The following is an 18,924-nucleotide window of genomic DNA, read 5'->3' on the forward strand; positions in this document are numbered from 1 at the left end:
ACCGCTGGCCGCGTCAACCGACTAACGTCGGGGTCATGGACGCTCCGATCGTCGCGATCACGGTTTACCCACAGCACGCGCGCGTCACCCGCCGCTGCAGTGTCACATCGGCGCGCGTGGAGATCACCAGTCTCCCCTTCGCGCTCGACGCCGCTTCAGTGCGTGTCGGCGGCACAGGCGATGCTCTCGTCACCGGCGTTGACGTGGGGTACGCGCAGCATGCCGCGCCCGCGGACGCCACGCTTCGCGCGCTTGTCGAGCAACGGCGGACAGATCAGGCGACAGTCGACGCCGTCGCCGACGAAGAGACCGCAGCGACGGCACGCGTTGACCTGCTCACCGGAGTCGCGCGTCGCAGCGGAGCAAGCTTCGCGAAGGCGTTGGCCGACGCGACCACAGAACCGGGGCGTGTCGAAGAGGTGAGCGAAGCGCTCGGCACGCAACTGGCCGCAGCGCTCAAGGAACGTCGTACGCTCAGCACACGGCTGCAACAGCTGCGCGAAGACCTCGCCGCGCTCGATCGGCGGATCGAAGGCCACAGTGCACAGTCCCAACAGGACAGTGCCACGATCACCGTCAAACTCGACACGGCGGCCACCGCCGAAATCGAACTCTCCTACGTGGTCCCAGGCGCGAGCTGGGAACCAGGGTACGACGTCCGCGTACGCGGAACCGACGTCACCGTCACCTCGTACGGCCTGGTCAGCCAGCACACCGGCGAGGACTGGCCGGAATGCGAGCTGACGCTGTCCACTGCTCGTCCAGCGAACACCGTCGTGATCCCGGAACCCCAGCCGTGGTATCTGGATCGGCGACAACCGGTGCGCGCAATGGCCTTCGCCGCAGCAGCCCCGGCAAGCCCCGCGGCAGGGGCAGGCCTCGCGGGAGACCAGCTCGAAGCCGCTGTCGCCCAAGTGGAGCAAGGCACGACCGCAGTCACCTTCAAGCCCGCGCGCCCCGTCGCGATCCCGTCCGGCGCACAGGGACACCGAACCACGCTCGCGCAGCTAGACCTCACCGCGGAGCTGGATTACGTCACCGCACCCGCGCAGGGCGAAGAGGCGTACCTACGCGCGAAGGTGGTCAACAACGCCGAACACCCGCTTCGCGCCGGCCGTGCCGCCGTGTTCCACGACGCCGAGTTCGTGGGCAGCACTTACCTAGAACTGTGGGCGCCGGGCGAAGAACGCGAACTCGCGCTCGGTGTCGACGACCGGATCCGTGTGGAGCGCAAGCTCGTACGGCGTAGCGCGAGCAAAGCGACGCTGTCGGGACAGCGTCGCCGCGAAGTGGCGTACCGCACCACAGTGACCAACCACAGCCCGCGCGAGGCCGTGGTGACCGTGCTCGACCAGGCGCCAGTCTCGCGCGACGAAGCGATCACCGTACGAGACGTACACGCCACGCCGGAACCCGCCGAGCGCACCGAGCTCGGCGAGTTCACTTGGCGGTTCACAACGGCACCGGGCGCCTCCGCGACCGCGGAACTCGGCTACCGCGTGGACGTCGCGAAGGGCGTGGAGCTCAGTGGCTGGCGCGAATGACGGTCACCCTTGGGCGATATAGGCCTCGAGCTGCTCCTGGCTCTGCTCGAGCTGCTCCATCCGGACCTTGACGACGTCGCCGATGCTCACGATCCCGGCCAGCCGCCCGCCGGACAGCACCGGCACGTGCCGGATCCGCCGTTCGGTCATCAGCACGCTGAGCTGGTCCACCGAATCCTCCGGCGCACAGCTCGCGACGAGCTTCGTCATGATGTCGGCGACCGGGCCGTCGAGCACCGTGGGCCCGTGGTCGTTGAGCCTGCGCACGACGTCGCGTTCGGACACGATCCCCGCGATCGTGCCGTCGGCGGTGACCACGACCATGGCACCGACGTTGTGCCGGGCGAGTCCCGCCAGCAGCTCGGTGACCGTGGTCCCAGGGGACACAGTGGCGACAGTGGCGCCCTTCCGCTGGAGCAAATCAGCGATCCGCATGGCGATGCCCTCTCCTCGGTGAGCCGGGTCACCCCAGGTTAGGGCTCGGCCGCCGAGTGCGAAAGTCCGGCGGGACGCATCCGTTCGTGGTATTGCGGCTCCGCCGATCATCGCAGAGCGTCATCGAACAGCCGCCGGAGCCGGGCGAGTCCCGGCCCGATCTGCCCGGCGGGGATCGCGCCGTAGCCGAAGAGCAGGCCATGCCGCCGGGACGCCACGGAGAAATCGCCGAGCGAGTAAAGCCGTACCCCTGCGGCGACCGCCGTCCGTGCGAGGCCGCGCAAATCCCGGTCGGCTGACGCGCTCAAATGCAGCCCGGCAGCCGCGGGAACCGGCTCCAGTACCTCGCCGAACTCGGCACGCAGACCGTCGACCAGCAGGTCGTGCCGGGCGCGGTAGATCCCGCGCATGCGCCGGACGTGCCGGGCGAACCCGCCCTCGGCCACGAACGCCGCGACGACCGCCTGCTCGATCCCCGGCGAATGCCAGTCGGCGAGGTACTTCGCCTTCACGATCGCCTCGGCCAGACCCGGTGGGGCAGCGAGGAAACCCAGCCGCAGCGCGGGCGAGAGCACCTTCGAGAACGAGCCGACGTAGACCACCCGTCCGTGGGAATCCAAGCTGTGCAACGGTTCCAGCGGTCGCCCGGAGTAGCGGAACTCGGTGTCGTAGTCGTCCTCCACGATCACTCCCCCGCTCCGTTCGGCCCAGTCGAGCAAGGCACTGCGACGCGACGGCGACATCGCGACGCCGAGCGGGTACTGGTGCGACGGCGTCACGTGCACCAAACGCGTGCCGGGCGGAATCGCATCCACCACAATGCCCTCGGCATCCACCGGTACAGGTGCGACGCGTACGCCGAGCGTTCCCAACAGCAGCCGCGGCGGCGGGTACCCGGGATCTTCGACCGCAGCGAGGTCACCGGGGCGCAGCAGCACCCGCGCGACAAGGTCGATCGTCTGCTGGGCGCCGGAGGTGATCACGAGGTGGTCGGGGTGAACGCGGACGTTCCGTGACAGCGCAAGGTGCCGGGCCAGTTCGCCGCGCAACCGCGGGTCACCCTGCGGTTCGCCGTACGTCAGCAGCTCGGCGCGGGAGCTGCGGAGCGCTTGCGTGGTCAGGCGACGCCAGGTGTCGAAGGGGAAGAGGCGAACGTCCGGGACGCCGGGGCGGAAGTCGAACTCCGGTGGGTCGGTGAATGCTTTCGGCGGCGCGGGGACGTCTGTCCATTCCGGACGCGGCTCGACACCTCGCGCGGGCCCCATAGGTGCGGCAGGACGCGGGACGCGGCCAGCCTGCACGTAGGTCCCGGCGCCGACGCGACCGGCTAGAAATCCTTCGGCAGCAAGGCGTTCGTACGCCGCGGTGACCGTCGTGCGCGATACAGCCAGCTGCTGCGCCAGTTCCCGGGTGGGTGGCAGCAGGTCGCCGTCGCGGAGGCGGCCGTCCAGGACAGCCTCGCGGATCTGGCGGTAGATCTCGTCGCGATGGCCGCGCGGGCCGGACAGGTCGAGGTGCAGGTCCACGGGTTCCAGGGTAGATTGGTCCACTTCAGATGGGCTGGTTTTGGCTCTCTTCCTGGACCGATCCGGCGGTTAGCGTGACGTCATGACCACGTTCGACCTCGACCGTCAGTCGCTGCTCGTCCTCGACCGGATCGTCGCCGGGACCACCGCGGCGGACCTGGATCGACCCACGCCGTGTGCCGGCTGGACCCTCCGCGACCTGCTTCGCCACCAAGTCAGCGAGAACCACGCCTTCGCCGAAGCAGCGCGTAAAGGCTCCGCGCGCGACTGGGAAGGCGGCCAGCTCGGCGACGACGCGTACAGCGCGTACGCGGCTTCCGTTGACGACTACCTCGCAGCGTTCGGCGAAGCAGGCGTCGCGGAACGCTCGATCGCCATCAACACCTTCGGCACCTTCTCCGGCGAAGTGGCGACAGCCATGCACCTCGTCGACACCGTCGCGCACGGCTGGGATCTCGCGCGCACGTTCGACGTCGCGTACGAGCCAGTACCGGAAGCAGTGCACGTTGCGCTGAAGTTCGCCATGGGCATCCCGGCCGACCCGGCGGAACGCGTCGCGAGGGGGACTTTCGCGCCAGTAGTGCCCGTCGCCGACGACGCCAGCGAAATCGACCGCTTCCTCGGCTTGCTCGGCCGCGACCCGCGCGTCAGCTGACCTTGTCCGCCGGCGCCGACCAGGTATCGCACGCTGCTGGCCCACTGCCGTTGTACCCAGCCCGCGCCCACGCGAGCTGGTTCGCGCGGCTGCCGTGGTCACCGCTGTCGTCTGCGCGGCCGTAGTCGGCAACCGCGGCGTTCGCAGTGGCACGGCTGATCGAACCGTGCCCGGCAGTGGCCGCAAGGAACAGCGCGCCGAAACAGTTGGCCTGCAACTCGATCCGGCGCACCACAGCCTTGTCCGCGGGGCTGCTCGGCTGGGGCGCGGTCATCTCGTCACTCGCGGCGTCGAGGATTCCGCTCTCGCGCTGTACGTGGTGGCCGTACTCGTGTGCCATGGTCGCGAGATGCCGCGCGCGGCTCAATCCGGCATCGGACAGCATCCACTCGGTGGGCGCGTAAATCGTGGTGTCGCCGCCGCAGTAGTACGCGACAGCTTCCTCGCGCGTCGGCGCACTGCCGCACGCGCTCGTCTTCGGCAGCGTCACCGACACCTTCACCGGCAGGCTCGGCTCGGCCGCCTTCTCCAGCGCGGGCCGCCACGCTTGCTCCAGACACGCGGTGAGCGCGGTGTAGTACACCTCGAGCTTGGCACCGTCGCGAGCAAGGTCGGGCAGATCGCACGAGACCGGCGCGAGCGCGACGTCACCGGCCATCAGAGGGTTGCCCGCGAGCTTCGGCACCGGCTTCGCGTCCTGCCGGGCCGGGACCGAACCTGCGTCCACCGCGACCATCGCCCGGCCGGACACTTCGTGCGGCACCGCAGCCATCAGCGCGAGCGTGACCGCGACGATCGCCAATGCGGTCACCGCGCCGAGCACAGTGCCGGGCCCGCGGCGCGGCGGCTTCCGCAGCGGCGGCGGTGCGGGCGGCCATGAGCCGCCGGCCAGGTACGTCATCCTTCCCCCTCGCGCACAGCATACGGAGAGGCCGGGCCGCGCCGGATCACGAAACGGGAACGCCGGGCCCCCTGGCCGGACCCGCGGCGGGCAGCGAGACTGGACGCCATGACTGTCGAAGATCCGTACCTGTGGCTGGAAGACGTGACGGGCGACGAGGCGCTCGAATGGGTCCGCTCCCGCAACGCGGAGACGCTGGACGTGCTCACCGCCGGCGAGCGGTTCGGGCAGCTGCGGGACACGATCCGCGAGGTGCTCGACGCGGGCGGCCGGATCCCGTACGTCACGCGCCGGGGACCGCACCTCTACAACTTCTGGCAGGACGCCGAACACCCGCGCGGGCTGTGGCGGCGGACCACGCTGGAGCAGTACCGCACCGCGGAACCGAGCTGGGAGACCCTGCTCGACGTCGACGCGCTCGCCGCGGCCGAGGACGAGAACTGGGTCTGGAAAGGCGCCGCGGTCCTGCGCCCCGGGCACCGGCTCGGTCTCGTGCAGCTGTCGCGCGGTGGCGCGGACGCGACCGTCGTGCGCGAGTTCGACCTCGACGCGCACGAGTTCGTGCCGGACGGCTATTTCCTGCCCGAGGCGAAGAACCGGGTCGGCTGGATCGGCGAGGACCGCGTGTACGTCGGCACCGACTTCGGACCCGGCACGCTGACGACGTCCGGCTACCCCCGTCTGGTCAAGGAATGGCGGCGCGGCACCCCGCTCGAGGCGGCAGTGACGGTGTTCGAAGGCAAGCCCGACGACGTCGCGGTGATGGCTTACCACGATCCGACCGAGGGTTTCGAACGCGACTTCGTGCACCGTTCGCTCGACTTCTACCGCACCGAGGTGTTCGAGCGAACGCCGTCCGGACTGACGAAACTCGACGTACCCGACGACGTCGACGTGTCTGTGCACCGCGAATGGCTGCTCGTACAACCGCGTACCGCGTGGACCGTCGGCGGCACTGAACACCCGGCCGGTTCGCTGCTCGCGATCCGGTACGCCGCGTTCCAGTCGGGCGATCGTGCCTTCACCGCGCTGTTCACGCCGGACGCGCACACGTCGCTGGACTACCACGCGTGGACGCGCAACCATCTGCTGCTCGCGACGCTGCACGACGTCAAGTCGGAGCTTCGCGTGCTGACGCCCGGGCCGGACGGCTGGGCCGAAGCGGAGCTGGGCGGTGCGCCGGAATTCGGCAACGCGGAGATCGTGGACACCGAACCGGATGTCGATGACGAGTACCTGGTCGACTCCTCCAGTTACGTCCAGCCGTCCACGCTCAGCCGCGGCGTCGTCGGCGGCGACGTCGAAGTGCTGAAGCAGGCTCCGGCGTTCTTCGACGCCTCCGGCATCGAGGTCAGCCAGCACTTCGCGACGTCGGAGGACGGCACGAAGATCCCGTACTTCGTGGTCCGGCCATCAGGCGCGGAAGGCGGTCCGACACTGCTCACCGGGTACGGCGGCTTCGAGGTTTCGCTGACGCCCGCGTACAGCGGCGGGGTCGGGCGGGCGTGGCTGTCGCGCGGAGGTACGTACGTGGTCGCGAACATCCGCGGCGGCGGCGAGTACGGCCCGGAGTGGCACGCGCAAGCGGTGAAGGCCGACCGGCACAAGGTGTACGAAGACTTCTCTGCGGTGGCCCGCGATCTCGTCGCGCGCGGCGTCACGACGGCCGCCCGGCTCGGCATCCAGGGCGGCAGCAACGGCGGGTTGCTGATGGGCGTGATGCTCACGCGGTACCCGGAGCTGTTCGGCGCGATCGTGTGCCAGGTGCCGTTGCTGGACATGAAGCGCTACCACCTGTTGCTGGCGGGCGCGTCGTGGATGGCCGAATGGGGTGACCCGGACGTCCCGGCCGAGTGGGAGTCCATCGCGAAGTACTCGCCGTATCAGAACGTGTCGGCCGATCGGGCGTACCCGCCGATCCTGTTCGTCACGTCCACGCGCGACGACCGCGTGCACCCCGGGCATGCGCGCAAGATGGTCGCGCGGATGCGTGAGCAGGGGCATCGGGTGGAGTACTTCGAGAACATCGAAGGCGGGCACGGAGCTGCGGCGGACAACGAACAGCTGGCCTTCCGCTCGGCGGTCGCGTACGAGTTCCTATGGTCGAAGCTCACTTAGACCGGGCCCCGGAGGTGCCCGTGCGGCGGGATCTACCCGGGTACGTAGATCCCGGCCGCCGCCCAGTGGAACACTTTCGGGTCGCCGAGCCCGGATGCGGTGAGCCAGCGAGCTGCGATGTGCGCGGCGTCCTGGTCGTGGATCAGGCCGTACCGCCCGGGCGTGATGCCGGTCGCGCCGTGGACGTCGTCGGCGAGTCCGCCGAGGCAAGCCCAGGTGTGCCAGAGGCCGCAGTCTTGTCCGACGAGTTCGAACCCGAGCAGTTCACCGGACGGCGCTACGCCTTCGGCAATCCGTCCGGCCACGACGTGCGTGCTGTGGAGTTCGCGGACGATCGGCTCGGCCTCGTCCGCCGCGAACCCGACCTCGATCACCTGCATCCCGGTTTCGGCGGCCCGGCGTTGCGCCTGGCCGAGGTCGCGGAACCAGTCGTCTTCGAGCACCGTGGCGACGCATTCGCTCATCGACACCAGATCGTCGCGCCGGAAACCGGAGTCCATCCCGTCGGCCGGAACCGGCCGCTCCACGACGCGGTAACCAGCGGACAAGAGGTTCATCTGACCGCCTCGGAAAACACCGTGTCCGGGCCCGGGAGGTCCCAGGGCCCGGACACTGAACCGTCAGCTGCAGCCGGACGTGGCGCCGCAGCCTTCGCACGCGTAGCAGGAGCCGGCGGGGCGCATCTTGGTCCCGCAGGTCATGCACAGGGGTGCGTCGGCGGCTTTGCCGAGGTGCAGTTCCATCAGTTCGGCCGTGCTGTGCGCGTCGCGGGGCGACGTGTCCGCCGCGGGTTCTTCCTCGGCTCGCGCCGGTGAGGAATCGACGCTGGTGCGCAGCGCTTCGAGGTCGACGTTGTTGCCGCCGTAGGTCGCTTCGACCTCGGCCGAGCGTTCGTCGGCGGTGAAGATGCCCAGCTGGGCCCGCTTCTCGTACGGCAGGTAGTCGAGCGCGAGGCGGCGGAACAGGTAGTCCATGACGCTGGTGGCGATCCGGATGTCCGGGTCGTCGGTCATGCCTGCCGGTTCGAAGCGCAGATTGGAGAACTTCGACACGTAGAACTCGAGCGGGATGCCGTGCTGCAGCCCCACCGAGATCGACATCGAGAAGGCGTCCATCACACCGGCCAGCGTGGAACCCTGCTTGCCGAGCTTCACGAAGATCTCGCCGAGGCCGTCGTCCGGGTACGAACCGGCGTGCAGGTAGCCCTCCGCGCCACCGACGGTGAACGACACCGTCTGGCTCGGACGCTTCTTCGGCAGGCGGCGGCGCACCGGGCGGTACTCGACGACCTTCTCCGGCTCGGCCTCGGTTTCCTTCTTCTTCGCCGTGGACAGCGGCTGCCCGACCTTGCAGTTGTCGCGGTAGATCGCGAGCGCCTTGAGGCCGAGCTTCCAGCCCTGGAAGTAGATTTCCTCGACGTCCTCGACGGTCGCCGACTCCGGCATGTTGACCGTCTTCGAGATCGCGCCCGAGATGAACGGCTGCACCGCGGCCATCATCCGGACGTGCCCCATCGGCGCGATGGACCGGTCGCCGACCGCGCAGTCGAACACCTCGTAGTGCTCGGGGCGCAGGCCCGGCGCGTCGACGACGTGGCCGTGCTGCGCGACGTACTCGACGATCGCCTCGACCTGCTCGTCCTGGTAACCCAGCACGTGCAGCGCGCGCGGCACGGTCTGGTTCACGATCTGCATCGACCCGCCGCCGACGAGCTTCTTGAACTTCACCAGCGAGAAGTCCGGCTCGATGCCCGTGGTGTCGCAGTCCATCATGAAACCGATGGTGCCGGTGGGCGCGAGCACCGACGCCTGTGCGTTGCGCCAGCCGTTGCGGCCGCCCAGCTCGATGCCCTGCTGCCACTCCTGCGACGCGAGCGCGCGGACGGCCGCGTCGTTGCCGTGGTAGGTGCGGACCAGCTCGTTGGCCGCGGCGTGCTTGCGCATCACGCGCTGGTGCGCCTCGGCGTTGCGAGCGTAACCCTCGTACGGGCCGACGACTCCGGCGAGCTCGGCCGAACGCCGGTACGACACGCCGGTCATCAGCGAGGTGATCGCGGCGGCGAGCGCGCGGCCGCCTTCGGAGTCGTACGCGTGCCCGAGTGCCATGAGCAGCGCGCCGAGGTTCGCGTACCCGATCCCCAGCTGGCGGAACTTGCGGGTGGTGTCGGCGATCGGCTCGGTGGGGAAGTCGGCGAAGCAGATCGAGATGTCCATCGCGGTGATGACGAACTCGACGGCCTTCGCGAAGAGCGGCGCGTCGAAGGTGCCGTCCTGCGAGACGAACTTCAGCAGGTTGAGCGACGCGAGGTTGCAGCTCGAGTTGTCGAGGTGCATGTACTCGCTGCACGGGTTGGACGCGGTGATCCGGCCCGATTCGGGGCAGGTGTGCCAGTCGTTGATCGTGCTGTCGTACTGCACGCCCGGGTCGGCGCAGTCCCACGCCGCCTGCGCCATGCTGCGGAAGAGCTTCTTCGCGTCGGTGCGGTCGATGACCTCGCCGGTGAGGCGGGCACGCAGGCCGAAGTCGGTGCCGTTCTCGACGGACTGCATGAACTCGTCGGACACGCGGACCGAGTTGTTCGCGTTCTGGTACTGCACGGACGAAATGTCGGCGCCGGACAGGTCCATGTCGAACCCGGCGTCGCGGAGGACCTTGATCTTCTCCTCTTCGCGCGCCTTGGTCGAGATGAACTCCTCGATGTCCGGGTGGTCGACGTCGAGCACGACCATCTTCGCCGCGCGCCGGGTGGCGCCGCCGGACTTGATGGTGCCCGCGGACGCGTCGGCACCGCGCATGAACGAGACGGGACCGGACGCCGTGCCGCCGGAGGTGAGCAGTTCCTTCGAGGAGCGGATGCGCGAGAGGTTGAGGCCCGCGCCGGAGCCGCCCTTGAAGATCAGGCCCTCCTCGCGGTACCAGTTGAGGATCGACTCCATCGTGTCGTCGACGGCGAGGATGAAGCAGGCGGACACCTGCTGCTTCGACGACGTGCCGACGTTGAACCACACCGGGGAGTTGAAGCTGAAGACCTGGTGCAGCAGCATCCAGGTGAGCTCGTGCTCGAAGATCTCGAGGTCGGCCGGGCCGGCGAAGTAGCCGTGCTGACCGGCGGCCTTGACGTACGTCTTGACGACGCGGTCGATCAGCTGCTTGAGGCTGTTCTCGCGCTGCGGGCTGCCGACGGCACCGCGGAAGTACTTGCTGGTGACGATGTTCGTGGCGTTGACCGACCAGAACTGCGGGAACTCCACCCCGCGCTGCTCGAAGTTGACGCTGCCGTCCCGCCAGTTGGTCATGACGACGTCGCGCTTCTCCCAGGCGACCTCGTCGTACGGGTGCGTCCCCTCGGTGGTGAAGACGCGCCGGACGGTGAGCCCGCCGTTCGTCGTCTTCTTCTTGCTGCGTCCGGCCGCGGCGCCGGTTCCCACGGTTTCGGTCATGTGGCCTTGTCCCTCGCTCCCCACGACCGGCGGTGACGTCAGTCGTCGCCGGCGTGCTCCTTGTCCTCCGCAGTTCCCGCCATGGCGATCCGCAGGTCGGCGATCTCCTTCTCGAAGTCCTCGACCGAGGAGAACGAGCGGTAGACGCTGGCGAACCGGAGGTAGGCGACGCCGTCGAGCTCCCGGAGCGGGCCGAGGATGGCAAGGCCGACCTCGTGGCTCGGGATCTCCGCCAGGCCGGCGGAACGGATCGACTCCTCCACGCGCTGCGCGAGCTTCTGCAGCGCGTCGTCGTCGACCGGCCGGCCCTGACAGGCCCGCCGCACGCCGTTGACCACCTTGTCCCGGCTGAACTGCTCGGTGACGCCGGACCGCTTGACGACGGCGAGCACCATCGTCTCCGACGTGGTGAAGCGCCGGCCGCACTGCGCACACGAGCGCCGCCGCCGGATCGCCTGTCCTTCGTCCACCTCTCGGGAGTCGACGACCCGAGAGTCCGCATGCCGGCAGAACGGGCACCTCATCCGCCGATCACCTTCCCCTCCGCGCCGGCCGATTCCTTGTCCCAGCCGGCCCCTGCCGCCACGCTACGGCCTGGACCCCGACCACCGCGCGCGACCCCGCGCCTGGTGATCAACTTGTGGACATCCGGTGGACGAACACCGACCAGCTGTGGATAACTGGTGCCAGTCTACCCCTACCTGTGGACCAACTACAGCGATGTAACTACTAGATATAGGGGTAAACCTTAGATCGCCACCCGAGCGGACGCAAGCAACCCGAGAGGGTGAAACAGCGCCACCGCAAGGTGCGACCGGGTGGTTTCCGAAGGTCACGATCCGGATCCACCCGACCAGGCGACGGGCACGGTGAGCGGCATGCCGGGAAGCAGCGGCGAGTCGTCGAGACCGTTGAGCTCCTTGATCCGCGCGACGACGGCCCCTTGGTCGGCATCGGGCGCAAACCGGGCAGCGAGGGCGTGCAGGGAGTCGCCGGGCTGAACCGAGACGGAGGCAGTCTGCGACGGCACGGCACCGCCCGGAGTCCCGGCACCGAAGATCCCGAGCCCGGTGACGACAAGACAAGCCGCAACGGCAATCGCGACGAGCCACGGCCACCGGACGGACGGCCGGGTGACGGTGCCGGTGCCGCAGGTGGTCTGCTTGGCCGCCCCGGCGACGACCCGCGCCCGGGACGGCGGCCGCACCGGCTCTCCCCGTCGGTCACGCGCGGTACGTCCGGGGTTGGCGGGAACGGCGGCGGGGATGTGGCGGACCGGGGTACGGCTGCGGAGCTTCCCATCCGCGGGGCGGTCGCGTTGGGGGCGGTCGTCTTGCGTGCGTGTCCCCCGGCGGGTCTGAGTGGACGCGTCGAGCTCGTCGCCTCGTACGGGCGCGTCGCCGCGGGCGTCCAGGACGCTTGCCCCGCGGCCGGTCCGAGCGGACGCGTCAAGGTCGTCGCCTCGCGCGGGCGCGTCGCCGCGGGCGTCCAGGGCACTTGCCCCGCGGCCGGTCCGAGCGGACGCGTCGAGGTGATCGGCTCGCGCGGAGACATAGCCGCGGTCGCGGATGCGAGTCCCACGGCGATCCGGCGCCGGTGCGTTGCGGCGGTCGTCCCGCACTGATCCCTGACCGAGGTCGTCACGCGTGGTGGCCGCGGTGCGGCGGTCACCGCTCGCCGGTGCGTCGCAGCCGTTGCGGGTGGCTGCGTGTCCGAGGTCCTCGCGCACCGACGCGTCCACGTCGACACTCGCGGTTGCGTCTCGCCCAGGTGCGTCCCCCCCTGCGCGCCGACTCCCCGCAGACGGCGCCGAGGTCTGGAACCCGGCCCGCTCGGCGGACCGGACTGCCCCGGTTCGACCCCGCCGGGACTCTCGCGCACCGGCGCCCTCACGCGACCGGACAGCAGCCCGTCGGGCACTCCGGCTGCGAAGGTCCACCACCTCACCCCCCTCGCCACCGCCGCGAGCGGCAGCCGGAAGATCATCCTTTCGGGTGGCTTCCACTGCCTCCAGATCCCGGTCCGACGGGCGCGCCGGGCCGCTTTCCGCGCCCTTGGGACCCCTCGGACCGGGTTCCCGGCGGGCGGGAACGCCGCCGCCAGGGGTGCTCCCACCTGTGGCGGGGCGCCCGGCGGGGACGGGCCGGAGCGGGCGGACGAGCCCGCGGTCTGCCAGGATCGACATGGCGGAACCTCCTCGTGACCTGCTGATCCGTTCGGTCCGGGTGACGCACCGGCTGCGGTACGCTTCGGGTCGAACAGGCGTTCTATCGAACGTCCGTGCGAAGGTCTACCACCCCGCACCGACAAAATCGAGAGGACACGGCGTGTCGATCGAACAGATGTTTGAAATCGTCGCGTTCGGTGACTAACGTCGGTGACCAGGACATCTGCCGGACCGGCTCCGGCAGGTGCCGCCGGTCGGGTGTTCGCGGCAAGCGGAACCGGATCGGCGAATGCGGAAACGCGCGGGACGTCAGCGAGGCGACCGCGGGACGGCTGGAGGCGACACAGCGTTGGAGAAGGACACGGTGAAAGGCACCGCGGCGAAAGGGACCAAGCGGTCCGCGCGCGGCTCCGGCGCGGAGAGTGCAGGAAAAGTGAGCGCCATGCCGGAGGTGTACGACGTGGACGAGACGCTGACCGTCCGCCAGCAACAGGTGCTCGACGTCATCCGCACGTGGGTGAGCCGCTTCGGCTACCCGCCGAGCGTCCGGGAGATCGGCGAGGCGGTGGGGCTCACGTCCACGTCGTCGGTGTCGCATCAGCTGCGCGCGTTGCAGCGCAAGGGCTATCTGCGCCGCGACGCCAACCGGCCGCGCGCAGTGGGGGTGCTCTCCTCCACCGACGACAACCCGATGGGCATCGATCTCGACCAGCAGCCGTCGATGCCGAAAGCGGCGTACGTGCCACTGGTCGGGCGGATCGCAGCCGGTGGCCCGGTCCTGGCCGAGCAAGCCGTCGAGGACGTTTTCCCCCTGCCACGGGAGATCGTCGGCGAAGGTGAGCTGTTCCTGCTGAGCGTCACGGGCGACTCGATGGTCGACGCCGCCATCACCGACGGCGACTGGGTCGTGGTCCGCCAGCAACCGGCTGCGGAAAACGGCGACATCGTGGCCGCGATGATCGACGGCGAAGCCACGGTGAAGACGTTCAAGCGCAAGGACGGGCACGTCTGGCTGATGCCGCACAACGCAGCGTACGACCCCATCCCGGGCGACGACGCCTCGATCCTGGGCAAGGTGGTGGCGGTATTGCGACGGTTGTGAGGTGATCGCGCTCGCTCCCCGTCCCTCTCCCCGCCCGGGGTGAGTGGGCCGCGGGTTTGGGCGGTGGCCTGGCAGGTTTGGCGGTACGCGATGGGGCCGAGATGTGGGCCGTGCCGAGGGGTTGCGATCGAGATGGGAAGCAGTGCCAGCGGGCTGTTGCCAGGTGCGGGCAACGTCAGCGAGCTGCGGCCTAACTTCGAGCAGCACTAGCAACCGACGAGGCTGCGGACGGCGCCAGCGAGGCGCGAACAGCACGGCCAGCTGAAGCCGGGATGCGGGCAGCACTCGCGACCCACGGCCAGGGCGCAGGCGACGCCAGCGAGGTGCGGGCAGCACCGCGAGCTGAAGCCGGGGTGCGAGCAAGCACTCGCGACCTTTGGCCTGGGCGCGGGTGACGCCAGCGAGGTGCGGGCAACACCGCCAGCTGAAGCCAGGATGCGGGCAACACTCGCGACCTACGACCAGGGCGCAGGTGACGCCAGCGAGGTCCGGGCACCACCGCCAGCTGAAGCCGGGGTGCGGACAAGCACTCGCGACCTTTGGCCAGGGCGCAGGCGACGCCAGCGAGGTGCAGGCAACACCGCCAGCTGCAATCAGGCTGCAAGCAGCTTCCGCGAGCTATCGCCTGAGCGCAAGCGAGACCAGCGAGGTGCGGACAGCACCGCCAGGATCAGCGGCGGCGTTTCCTGCTCAGCAGGAACCATCCGCCCAAAACGGCGGCCACCGCGATGCCTGCGGCGGGCAGTACCGGGACACCGCTGCTGTCGCCACCCGGTGCGGGGCTCGCGGACGACGGCGGTTGTGCTGCGGTTTCCGTTGGCGTCACCAAAGACGTGGCGTTCTTCACGGCGCGCATCGGCTGGCCCGAGCCCTCGCCTGCGGACAGCAAGGTGCCGTCCGGTTCGAAGGCGATCGCCTCGCCTTGGTTTTCGTTGGGCAGTGGGATGCGGACCGGTTCTCGTTGCAGGGCGGCGGCGATGTCGCCGTCCGGGGCTGCGTACACGTACGCGTCCGTGTAGGTGCGCAGGGCGATGACCTTGCCGTCGGCGCTGGTTGCTCCTCCTGTCACCAGCACTGAGCCGAATGAGCCCACTGGGCCGCCGGGAGTGTCCGTGCCGTGGATGCGCAAGGAGCCGACCTGCTGGAGCGCAGTCGGACCCGGTGATGCCAACGTGGTGGCCGGTTTGTACACCTTGGCGTTGCCCAGGATGTCTTTGGTCACCAGGAATGGCGTGCCGGATTGGTCCAGCAGCAGGGCTTCTGTGTCGTGGGCGCCGTCGGGATAGGTGAGGCGGTGCGTGGTCACGCCGCCGCCGGGCTTCAAGGCCAGCAGCGCCACCGTGTCGCGCTTGGCACGGTTGTCGCCGGTGTCCGCGAGCCACAGGGTGCCGTCGGAGGAGCGGGCCAGGTCTTCGACGTCGTACGGGTCTGTGGGATCCGTGAGTACCTTCTGCACCTGGCATTTCCGGTCCAGCACGAAAACCTGCACCTTCGAGCCGCCGTCGTTGATGGCGTACCAGTGTTCGCCGTCGGAGACCAGGCCGGACAGTTCGTCGATCCGCTTGTCCGTGATGCGGCACAGCGTTTCCGGGGACGGGGGCGGCGAAGCCGCCGCCGGGACAGCGCCTACCAGCAGAAAAGCCGCCGTCATCGCCAGGACGAGCCGCACCAAGCCACCTCCGTAGTGCACGGCCTGCGCAGGCCGTGCACTACGGAAGACGTTCAGAGCGCCGAGGAGTTGGTTTCGAACGCCCGCAGCGCGGCGGCGAGGTCCGGCCGGACCCGCACCCGCAGCCGCGTGCCGTCGGCGACGTGCTCCTCCTCCAGCACCTCACCTTCGGCGTGCGCCCGGGACACGAGCTCGCCGCGTGCGTACGGCACCAGTGCGTCGAGCACCGTTTCCGGACGAGGCAGCCGCTCCGCGAGTACCTCTGCCAGGTCGGCGATGCCCGAGCCGGTGCGCGCCGAAACCTGCACCGAACCGGACAGCGCGTGCCGCAGCCGGGCCAGGGTGACCTCGTCGGCCGTGTCGGCCTTGTTGATCACCAGCAGCTCTGGCGGCAGTGGCTCCTTGCGGGTGCGGGTGATCTCGGCGAGCACCTCGCGTACCGCGTTGACCTGGTCCTCCGGCGCCGGATCGGATCCGTCGACCACGTGCAGCAGCAGGTCGGCGTCGGCCGCCTCCTCCAGGGTGGAGCGGAACGCGTCGACCAGCTGGTGCGGCAGATGCCGCACGAACCCGACGGTGTCGGTGAGCGTGAACGTGCGCCCGTCGGCCGTCTGCGCGCGCCGGGTCGTCGGGTCCAGGGTGGCGAACAGCGCGTCCTCCACCAGCACCCCGGCTCCGGTGAGCGCGTTGAGCAGGCTCGACTTGCCCGCGTTGGTGTAGCCGACGATGGCAATGCTCGGGACGTCGTTGGCCAGGCGCCGGCCGCGCTTGGTCTCGCGGATCGTGTCCATCGCCGCGATTTCGCGGCGTAGCTTGGCCACGCGCTTGCTGATCCGCCGCCGGTCGGTCTCCAGCTTCGTCTCACCGGGGCCGCGCAGGCCCACGCCGCCGTTCGCGCCGCCGGCGCGGCCACCGGCCTGCCGGGACAGCGCCGAACCCCACCCGCGCAGCCGCGGGATGAGGTACTGCAGCTGGGCCAGCTCGACCTGCGCCTTGCCTTCCCGCGAACGGGCGTGCTGGGCGAAGATGTCGAGGATCAGCGCGGTGCGGTCGATCACCTTGACCTTGACCTTCTCCTCCAGCTGCCGCAGCTGGCCGGGCGAAAGCTCACCGTCGCAGATCACCGTGTCGGCACCCGTGGCGATGACCACGTCACGCAGCTCGCGGACCTTGCCGGACCCGATGTAGGTGGCCGGGTCGGGCTTCGCGCGCCGCTGGACGAGGCCTTCGAGCACCTCCGAACCAGCCGTTTCGGCCAGCCGCGCCAGCTCGGCCAGCGACGCGTCGGACTGCTCGGCGGTGCCTTCGGTCCACACGCCGACCAGCACGACCCGCTCCAGCCGGAGCTGCCGGTATTCGACCTCGGTGACGTCCTCGAGTTCGGTGGACATGCCCGCGACCCGGCGCAGTGACGCACGGTCCTCGAGCTCCATCTCGCCGACGGAAGGGTCGTACGAGTCGTCGTAGAAGTCTGTGTCGTTGGGGTCGGTGTGTGTCTGTTCTGTCATCGTGCCTCCATGCTCCCACGATTCCGCGCGGGAGCCGAGTGGATTACCGGCTGGGATAGACCGAGACGTAAATCGCCGTGCGGTCCGCGGCGAGGTCGCGGGGGCGGCGCTGGAACTCGTCGAGCAGGTCGGCGAGCCGTCCTTTGAACTCCTCGACGACCTCGGCAGGTACCTGCACGACCAGGCGGCTGGTGTCCACCTCGGCCTGCGTGGTTTCCGCCATCTCCGCCAGGTAGGCCTCGAACATCGCCTCCCCGACGGCGACCGCGGCGGTACCGGACTCGTTCGACAGTTCCCACGAAAGCCCGGTGGACAGGTACGGGATTTCCTTCGCCCCGCGCGTGCCGCGCCGAGGCTCCTGCGGGACGAGAAAACCCGTGTCGACCAGCCGTCGGACGTGATGCAGCGTGGTCGCCGGGTCACGGCCGAGCCGCTCCGCGAGCTCCTTGTTCGTCATCGCCTCGAAGGAGGTCAACCGGATGATGCGCAGCCGTATTCCGGACGCGAGCGCGGCGGCCTCGGCTTCGGTGGACGAACGGCGTTTCCTGGCCATGCGACCAGCCTAAACAAAGTGATTGACACTTTCCAATCACTCAAGAACACTCGATCGGGTGCAGCGCACTTCGTTGTTCTTCCACGCGGACTTCCGCCGGTTGTGGGCCGGCGACACGGCGAGCCAGCTGGGCATGTTCGTCGGGATCACGGCGATCCCGCTGCTCGCCGCGGTCACGCTGGCGGCGACGCCGTTCGAGATGGGCCTGCTCACGATGGCCGAAACGCTCGGCTTCCTGCTCCTCGGCCTGCCCGCGGGCGTATGGGTGGATCGCATGCGCAAGCGGCCGGTCATGCTCACTGCCGACCTGATCCGCGCGACGCTCCTGCTCACCATTCCGATCGCGTGGTGGACGGGTGTGCTCACCATGGCGCAGTTGCTCGTGGTCGTGCTGCTCACCGGGTTCGCGACGGTGTTCTTCGACGTCTCCTACCAGGCGTACCTGCCCGCGCTCGTCGGCCGCGAACGGCTCCTGGAGGGCAACGCGAAACTGCAGGGCGTGCAGTCGTCCGCGCAGATCGCCGGGCCCAGCGTCGCCGGTGTGCTCGTGCAGTTCGCCGGCGCGGCCAGCACGGTCATGATCACCGGCTTCGGTTACCTCACGTCCGCGTTGTGCCTGTGGCGAATCCGCACCGTCGAAGCCCGCCCGGGACGCGCGGAGCACGAACGTCTTCTGCCGCAGATGCTCGAGGGGCTCAGATTCGTGGCGACCGACCGGCCGTTGCGGGCGATCGTCGCTTGCACCGCGACGTCGAACCTCTTCGGCGCCGCCGCGCAAGCGGTCGAGGTGCTGTTCCTGACCCGCACCGCGGGACTCGCCCCGGCTGCGGTCGGCGGGCTGCTCGCGGTGGGCGGCATCGGAGGTATCGCGGCCGCGTTGTGCGCCGGGCCGATCGTCCGGCGGATCGGGCAGGCCCGTTCGATCTGGCTGGTCCCGGTGCTGGTGTGGCCGGGGACGCTGCTGGTCCCGCTCGCCGCGCCGGACTGGCGGATCGCGCTCGCCGGGCTGGGGCTGGCCGCAACCGGGTTCGGCGTGATCCTCTACAACATCGCGCAGGTCTCGTACCGGCAGGCGATCACGCCGGACCGGCTGCTGGGCCGGATGAACGCGAGCGTCCGGTTCGTCGTGTGGGGCACCATGCCGCTCGGCGGGCTGCTGGGCGGCGCGCTCGGCGAATGGCTCGGGCTCACCGGCGCGCTGTGGACCGCGATGGCCGGGCAGGTCGCCGGTGCGCTGTGGGTCGTCTGCTCGCCGCTGCGGCACCTGCGGGATCTGCCGAAGGAAACCGCTGTACCTGCCGCCTAA

General features: G+C 69.6%; 15 protein-coding genes. 5 read left to right on the plus strand and 10 right to left on the minus strand.

Annotated features, from left to right (window positions below; genetic code table 11):
* The first annotated feature begins 35 nt into the window (after positions 1–35).
* On the plus strand, positions 36–1,544 hold the full coding sequence (locus OO71_RS30330) for a DUF4139 domain-containing protein (protein ID WP_033293373.1): 1,509 nt from the start codon (positions 36–38) through the stop codon (positions 1,542–1,544).
* Between the two features lie 3 nt (positions 1,545–1,547).
* Here OO71_RS30330 and OO71_RS30335 read toward each other — a convergent pair whose 3' ends face one another.
* A complete protein-coding gene (locus OO71_RS30335; RefSeq protein ID WP_033293374.1) occupies positions 1,548–1,979 on the minus strand; it encodes a CBS domain-containing protein in 432 nt (143 codons plus the stop codon).
* A 107-nt stretch (positions 1,980–2,086) separates the two neighbouring features.
* Positions 2,087–3,505, minus strand: coding sequence for a MocR-like pyridoxine biosynthesis transcription factor PdxR (pdxR, locus tag OO71_RS30340; RefSeq protein ID WP_033293375.1), 1,419 nt, complete (start codon positions 3,503–3,505; stop codon positions 2,087–2,089).
* Between the two features lie 82 nt (positions 3,506–3,587).
* Between pdxR and OO71_RS30345 the strand changes: the two genes are divergently transcribed.
* Complete coding sequence (locus OO71_RS30345; protein WP_033293376.1) at positions 3,588–4,160, plus strand: TIGR03086 family metal-binding protein; 573 nt, start codon at positions 3,588–3,590, stop codon at positions 4,158–4,160.
* Here the strand turns inward: OO71_RS30345 and OO71_RS30350 are convergent.
* Positions 4,153–5,061: a neutral zinc metallopeptidase gene (locus tag OO71_RS30350; RefSeq protein ID WP_033293377.1), complete on the minus strand. Its 909-nt coding sequence runs from the start codon at positions 5,059–5,061 to the stop codon at positions 4,153–4,155. The two genes, OO71_RS30345 and OO71_RS30350, sit on opposite strands and share 8 nt — an antisense overlap.
* A 108-nt stretch (positions 5,062–5,169) precedes the next feature.
* Between OO71_RS30350 and OO71_RS30355 the strand changes: the two genes are divergently transcribed.
* Positions 5,170–7,179, plus strand: a complete 2,010-nt coding sequence (locus OO71_RS30355) for a prolyl oligopeptidase family serine peptidase (RefSeq protein ID WP_033293378.1) — start codon at positions 5,170–5,172, stop codon at positions 7,177–7,179.
* Between the two features lie 32 nt (positions 7,180–7,211).
* Here the strand turns inward: OO71_RS30355 and OO71_RS30360 are convergent, their stop codons facing one another.
* The 4 genes from OO71_RS30360 to OO71_RS51755 form a co-directional block, all read right to left on the minus strand.
* On the minus strand, positions 7,212–7,736 hold the full coding sequence (locus OO71_RS30360; protein WP_033293379.1) for a hypothetical protein: 525 nt from the start codon (positions 7,734–7,736) through the stop codon (positions 7,212–7,214).
* A 63-nt stretch (positions 7,737–7,799) separates the two neighbouring features.
* Positions 7,800–10,619, minus strand: coding sequence for a vitamin B12-dependent ribonucleotide reductase (locus OO71_RS30365; RefSeq protein ID WP_033293380.1), 2,820 nt, complete (start codon positions 10,617–10,619; stop codon positions 7,800–7,802).
* Between the two features lie 38 nt (positions 10,620–10,657).
* Positions 10,658–11,143 (minus strand): transcriptional regulator NrdR, encoded by a 486-nt coding sequence (gene nrdR / locus OO71_RS30370; protein ID WP_033293381.1) that lies wholly within the window; start codon positions 11,141–11,143, stop codon positions 10,658–10,660.
* A 308-nt stretch (positions 11,144–11,451) separates the two neighbouring features.
* A complete protein-coding gene (locus OO71_RS51755) occupies positions 11,452–12,360 on the minus strand; it encodes a LysM peptidoglycan-binding domain-containing protein (RefSeq protein WP_245633827.1) in 909 nt (302 codons plus the stop codon).
* A gap of 868 nt (positions 12,361–13,228) precedes the next feature.
* Between OO71_RS51755 and lexA the strand changes: the two genes are divergently transcribed.
* On the plus strand, positions 13,229–13,888 hold the full coding sequence (gene lexA / locus OO71_RS30385; protein ID WP_033293461.1) for a transcriptional repressor LexA: 660 nt from the start codon (positions 13,229–13,231) through the stop codon (positions 13,886–13,888).
* Positions 13,889–14,558: 670 nt separating this feature from the next.
* Here lexA and OO71_RS30390 read toward each other — a convergent pair.
* From OO71_RS30390 to OO71_RS30400, 3 genes are all read right to left on the minus strand, one after another.
* Positions 14,559–15,539 (minus strand): SdiA-regulated/phytase-like domain-containing protein, encoded by a 981-nt coding sequence (locus OO71_RS30390; protein WP_425388712.1) that lies wholly within the window; start codon positions 15,537–15,539, stop codon positions 14,559–14,561.
* Between the two features lie 71 nt (positions 15,540–15,610).
* Positions 15,611–17,065, minus strand: a complete 1,455-nt coding sequence (hflX, locus tag OO71_RS30395; RefSeq protein ID WP_033293384.1) for a GTPase HflX — start codon at positions 17,063–17,065, stop codon at positions 15,611–15,613.
* A gap of 43 nt (positions 17,066–17,108) precedes the next feature.
* Entirely contained in the window at positions 17,109–17,618 is a 510-nt protein-coding gene (locus OO71_RS30400) for an ArsR/SmtB family transcription factor (protein ID WP_033293385.1), read from the minus strand.
* Positions 17,619–17,676: 58 nt separating this feature from the next.
* Between OO71_RS30400 and OO71_RS30405 the strand changes: the two genes are divergently transcribed.
* Positions 17,677–18,924, plus strand: a complete 1,248-nt coding sequence (locus OO71_RS30405) for an MFS transporter (RefSeq protein ID WP_033293386.1) — start codon at positions 17,677–17,679, stop codon at positions 18,922–18,924.

The sequence above is a fragment of the Amycolatopsis jejuensis genome (assembly GCF_000717335.1).
GTDB lineage: Bacteria > Actinomycetota > Actinomycetes > Mycobacteriales > Pseudonocardiaceae > Amycolatopsis > Amycolatopsis jejuensis.

What these genes read in the sequence shown, in the direction of transcription:
- OO71_RS30330 (WP_033293373.1), top strand. Translation starts at nt 36, where the DNA reads ATGGACGCTCCGATCGTCGCGATCACGGTTTACCCACAGCACGCGCGC.
- OO71_RS30335 (WP_033293374.1), bottom strand. Translation starts at nt 1,979, where the DNA reads ATGCGGATCGCTGATTTGCTCCAGCGGAAGGGCGCCACTGTCGCCACT.
- OO71_RS30345 (WP_033293376.1), top strand. Translation starts at nt 3,588, where the DNA reads ATGACCACGTTCGACCTCGACCGTCAGTCGCTGCTCGTCCTCGACCGG.
- OO71_RS30350 (WP_033293377.1), bottom strand. Translation starts at nt 5,061, where the DNA reads ATGACGTACCTGGCCGGCGGCTCATGGCCGCCCGCACCGCCGCCGCTG.
- OO71_RS30355 (WP_033293378.1), top strand. Translation starts at nt 5,170, where the DNA reads ATGACTGTCGAAGATCCGTACCTGTGGCTGGAAGACGTGACGGGCGAC.
- OO71_RS30360 (WP_033293379.1), bottom strand. Translation starts at nt 7,736, where the DNA reads ATGAACCTCTTGTCCGCTGGTTACCGCGTCGTGGAGCGGCCGGTTCCG.
- OO71_RS30365 (WP_033293380.1), bottom strand. Translation starts at nt 10,619, where the DNA reads ATGACCGAAACCGTGGGAACCGGCGCCGCGGCCGGACGCAGCAAGAAG.
- nrdR (WP_033293381.1), bottom strand. Translation starts at nt 11,143, where the DNA reads ATGAGGTGCCCGTTCTGCCGGCATGCGGACTCTCGGGTCGTCGACTCC.
- lexA (WP_033293461.1), top strand. Translation starts at nt 13,229, where the DNA reads ATGCCGGAGGTGTACGACGTGGACGAGACGCTGACCGTCCGCCAGCAA.
- OO71_RS30390 (WP_425388712.1), bottom strand. Translation starts at nt 15,539, where the DNA reads ATGACGGCGGCTTTTCTGCTGGTAGGCGCTGTCCCGGCGGCGGCTTCG.
- hflX (WP_033293384.1), bottom strand. Translation starts at nt 17,065, where the DNA reads ATGACAGAACAGACACACACCGACCCCAACGACACAGACTTCTACGAC.
- OO71_RS30400 (WP_033293385.1), bottom strand. Translation starts at nt 17,618, where the DNA reads ATGGCCAGGAAACGCCGTTCGTCCACCGAAGCCGAGGCCGCCGCGCTC.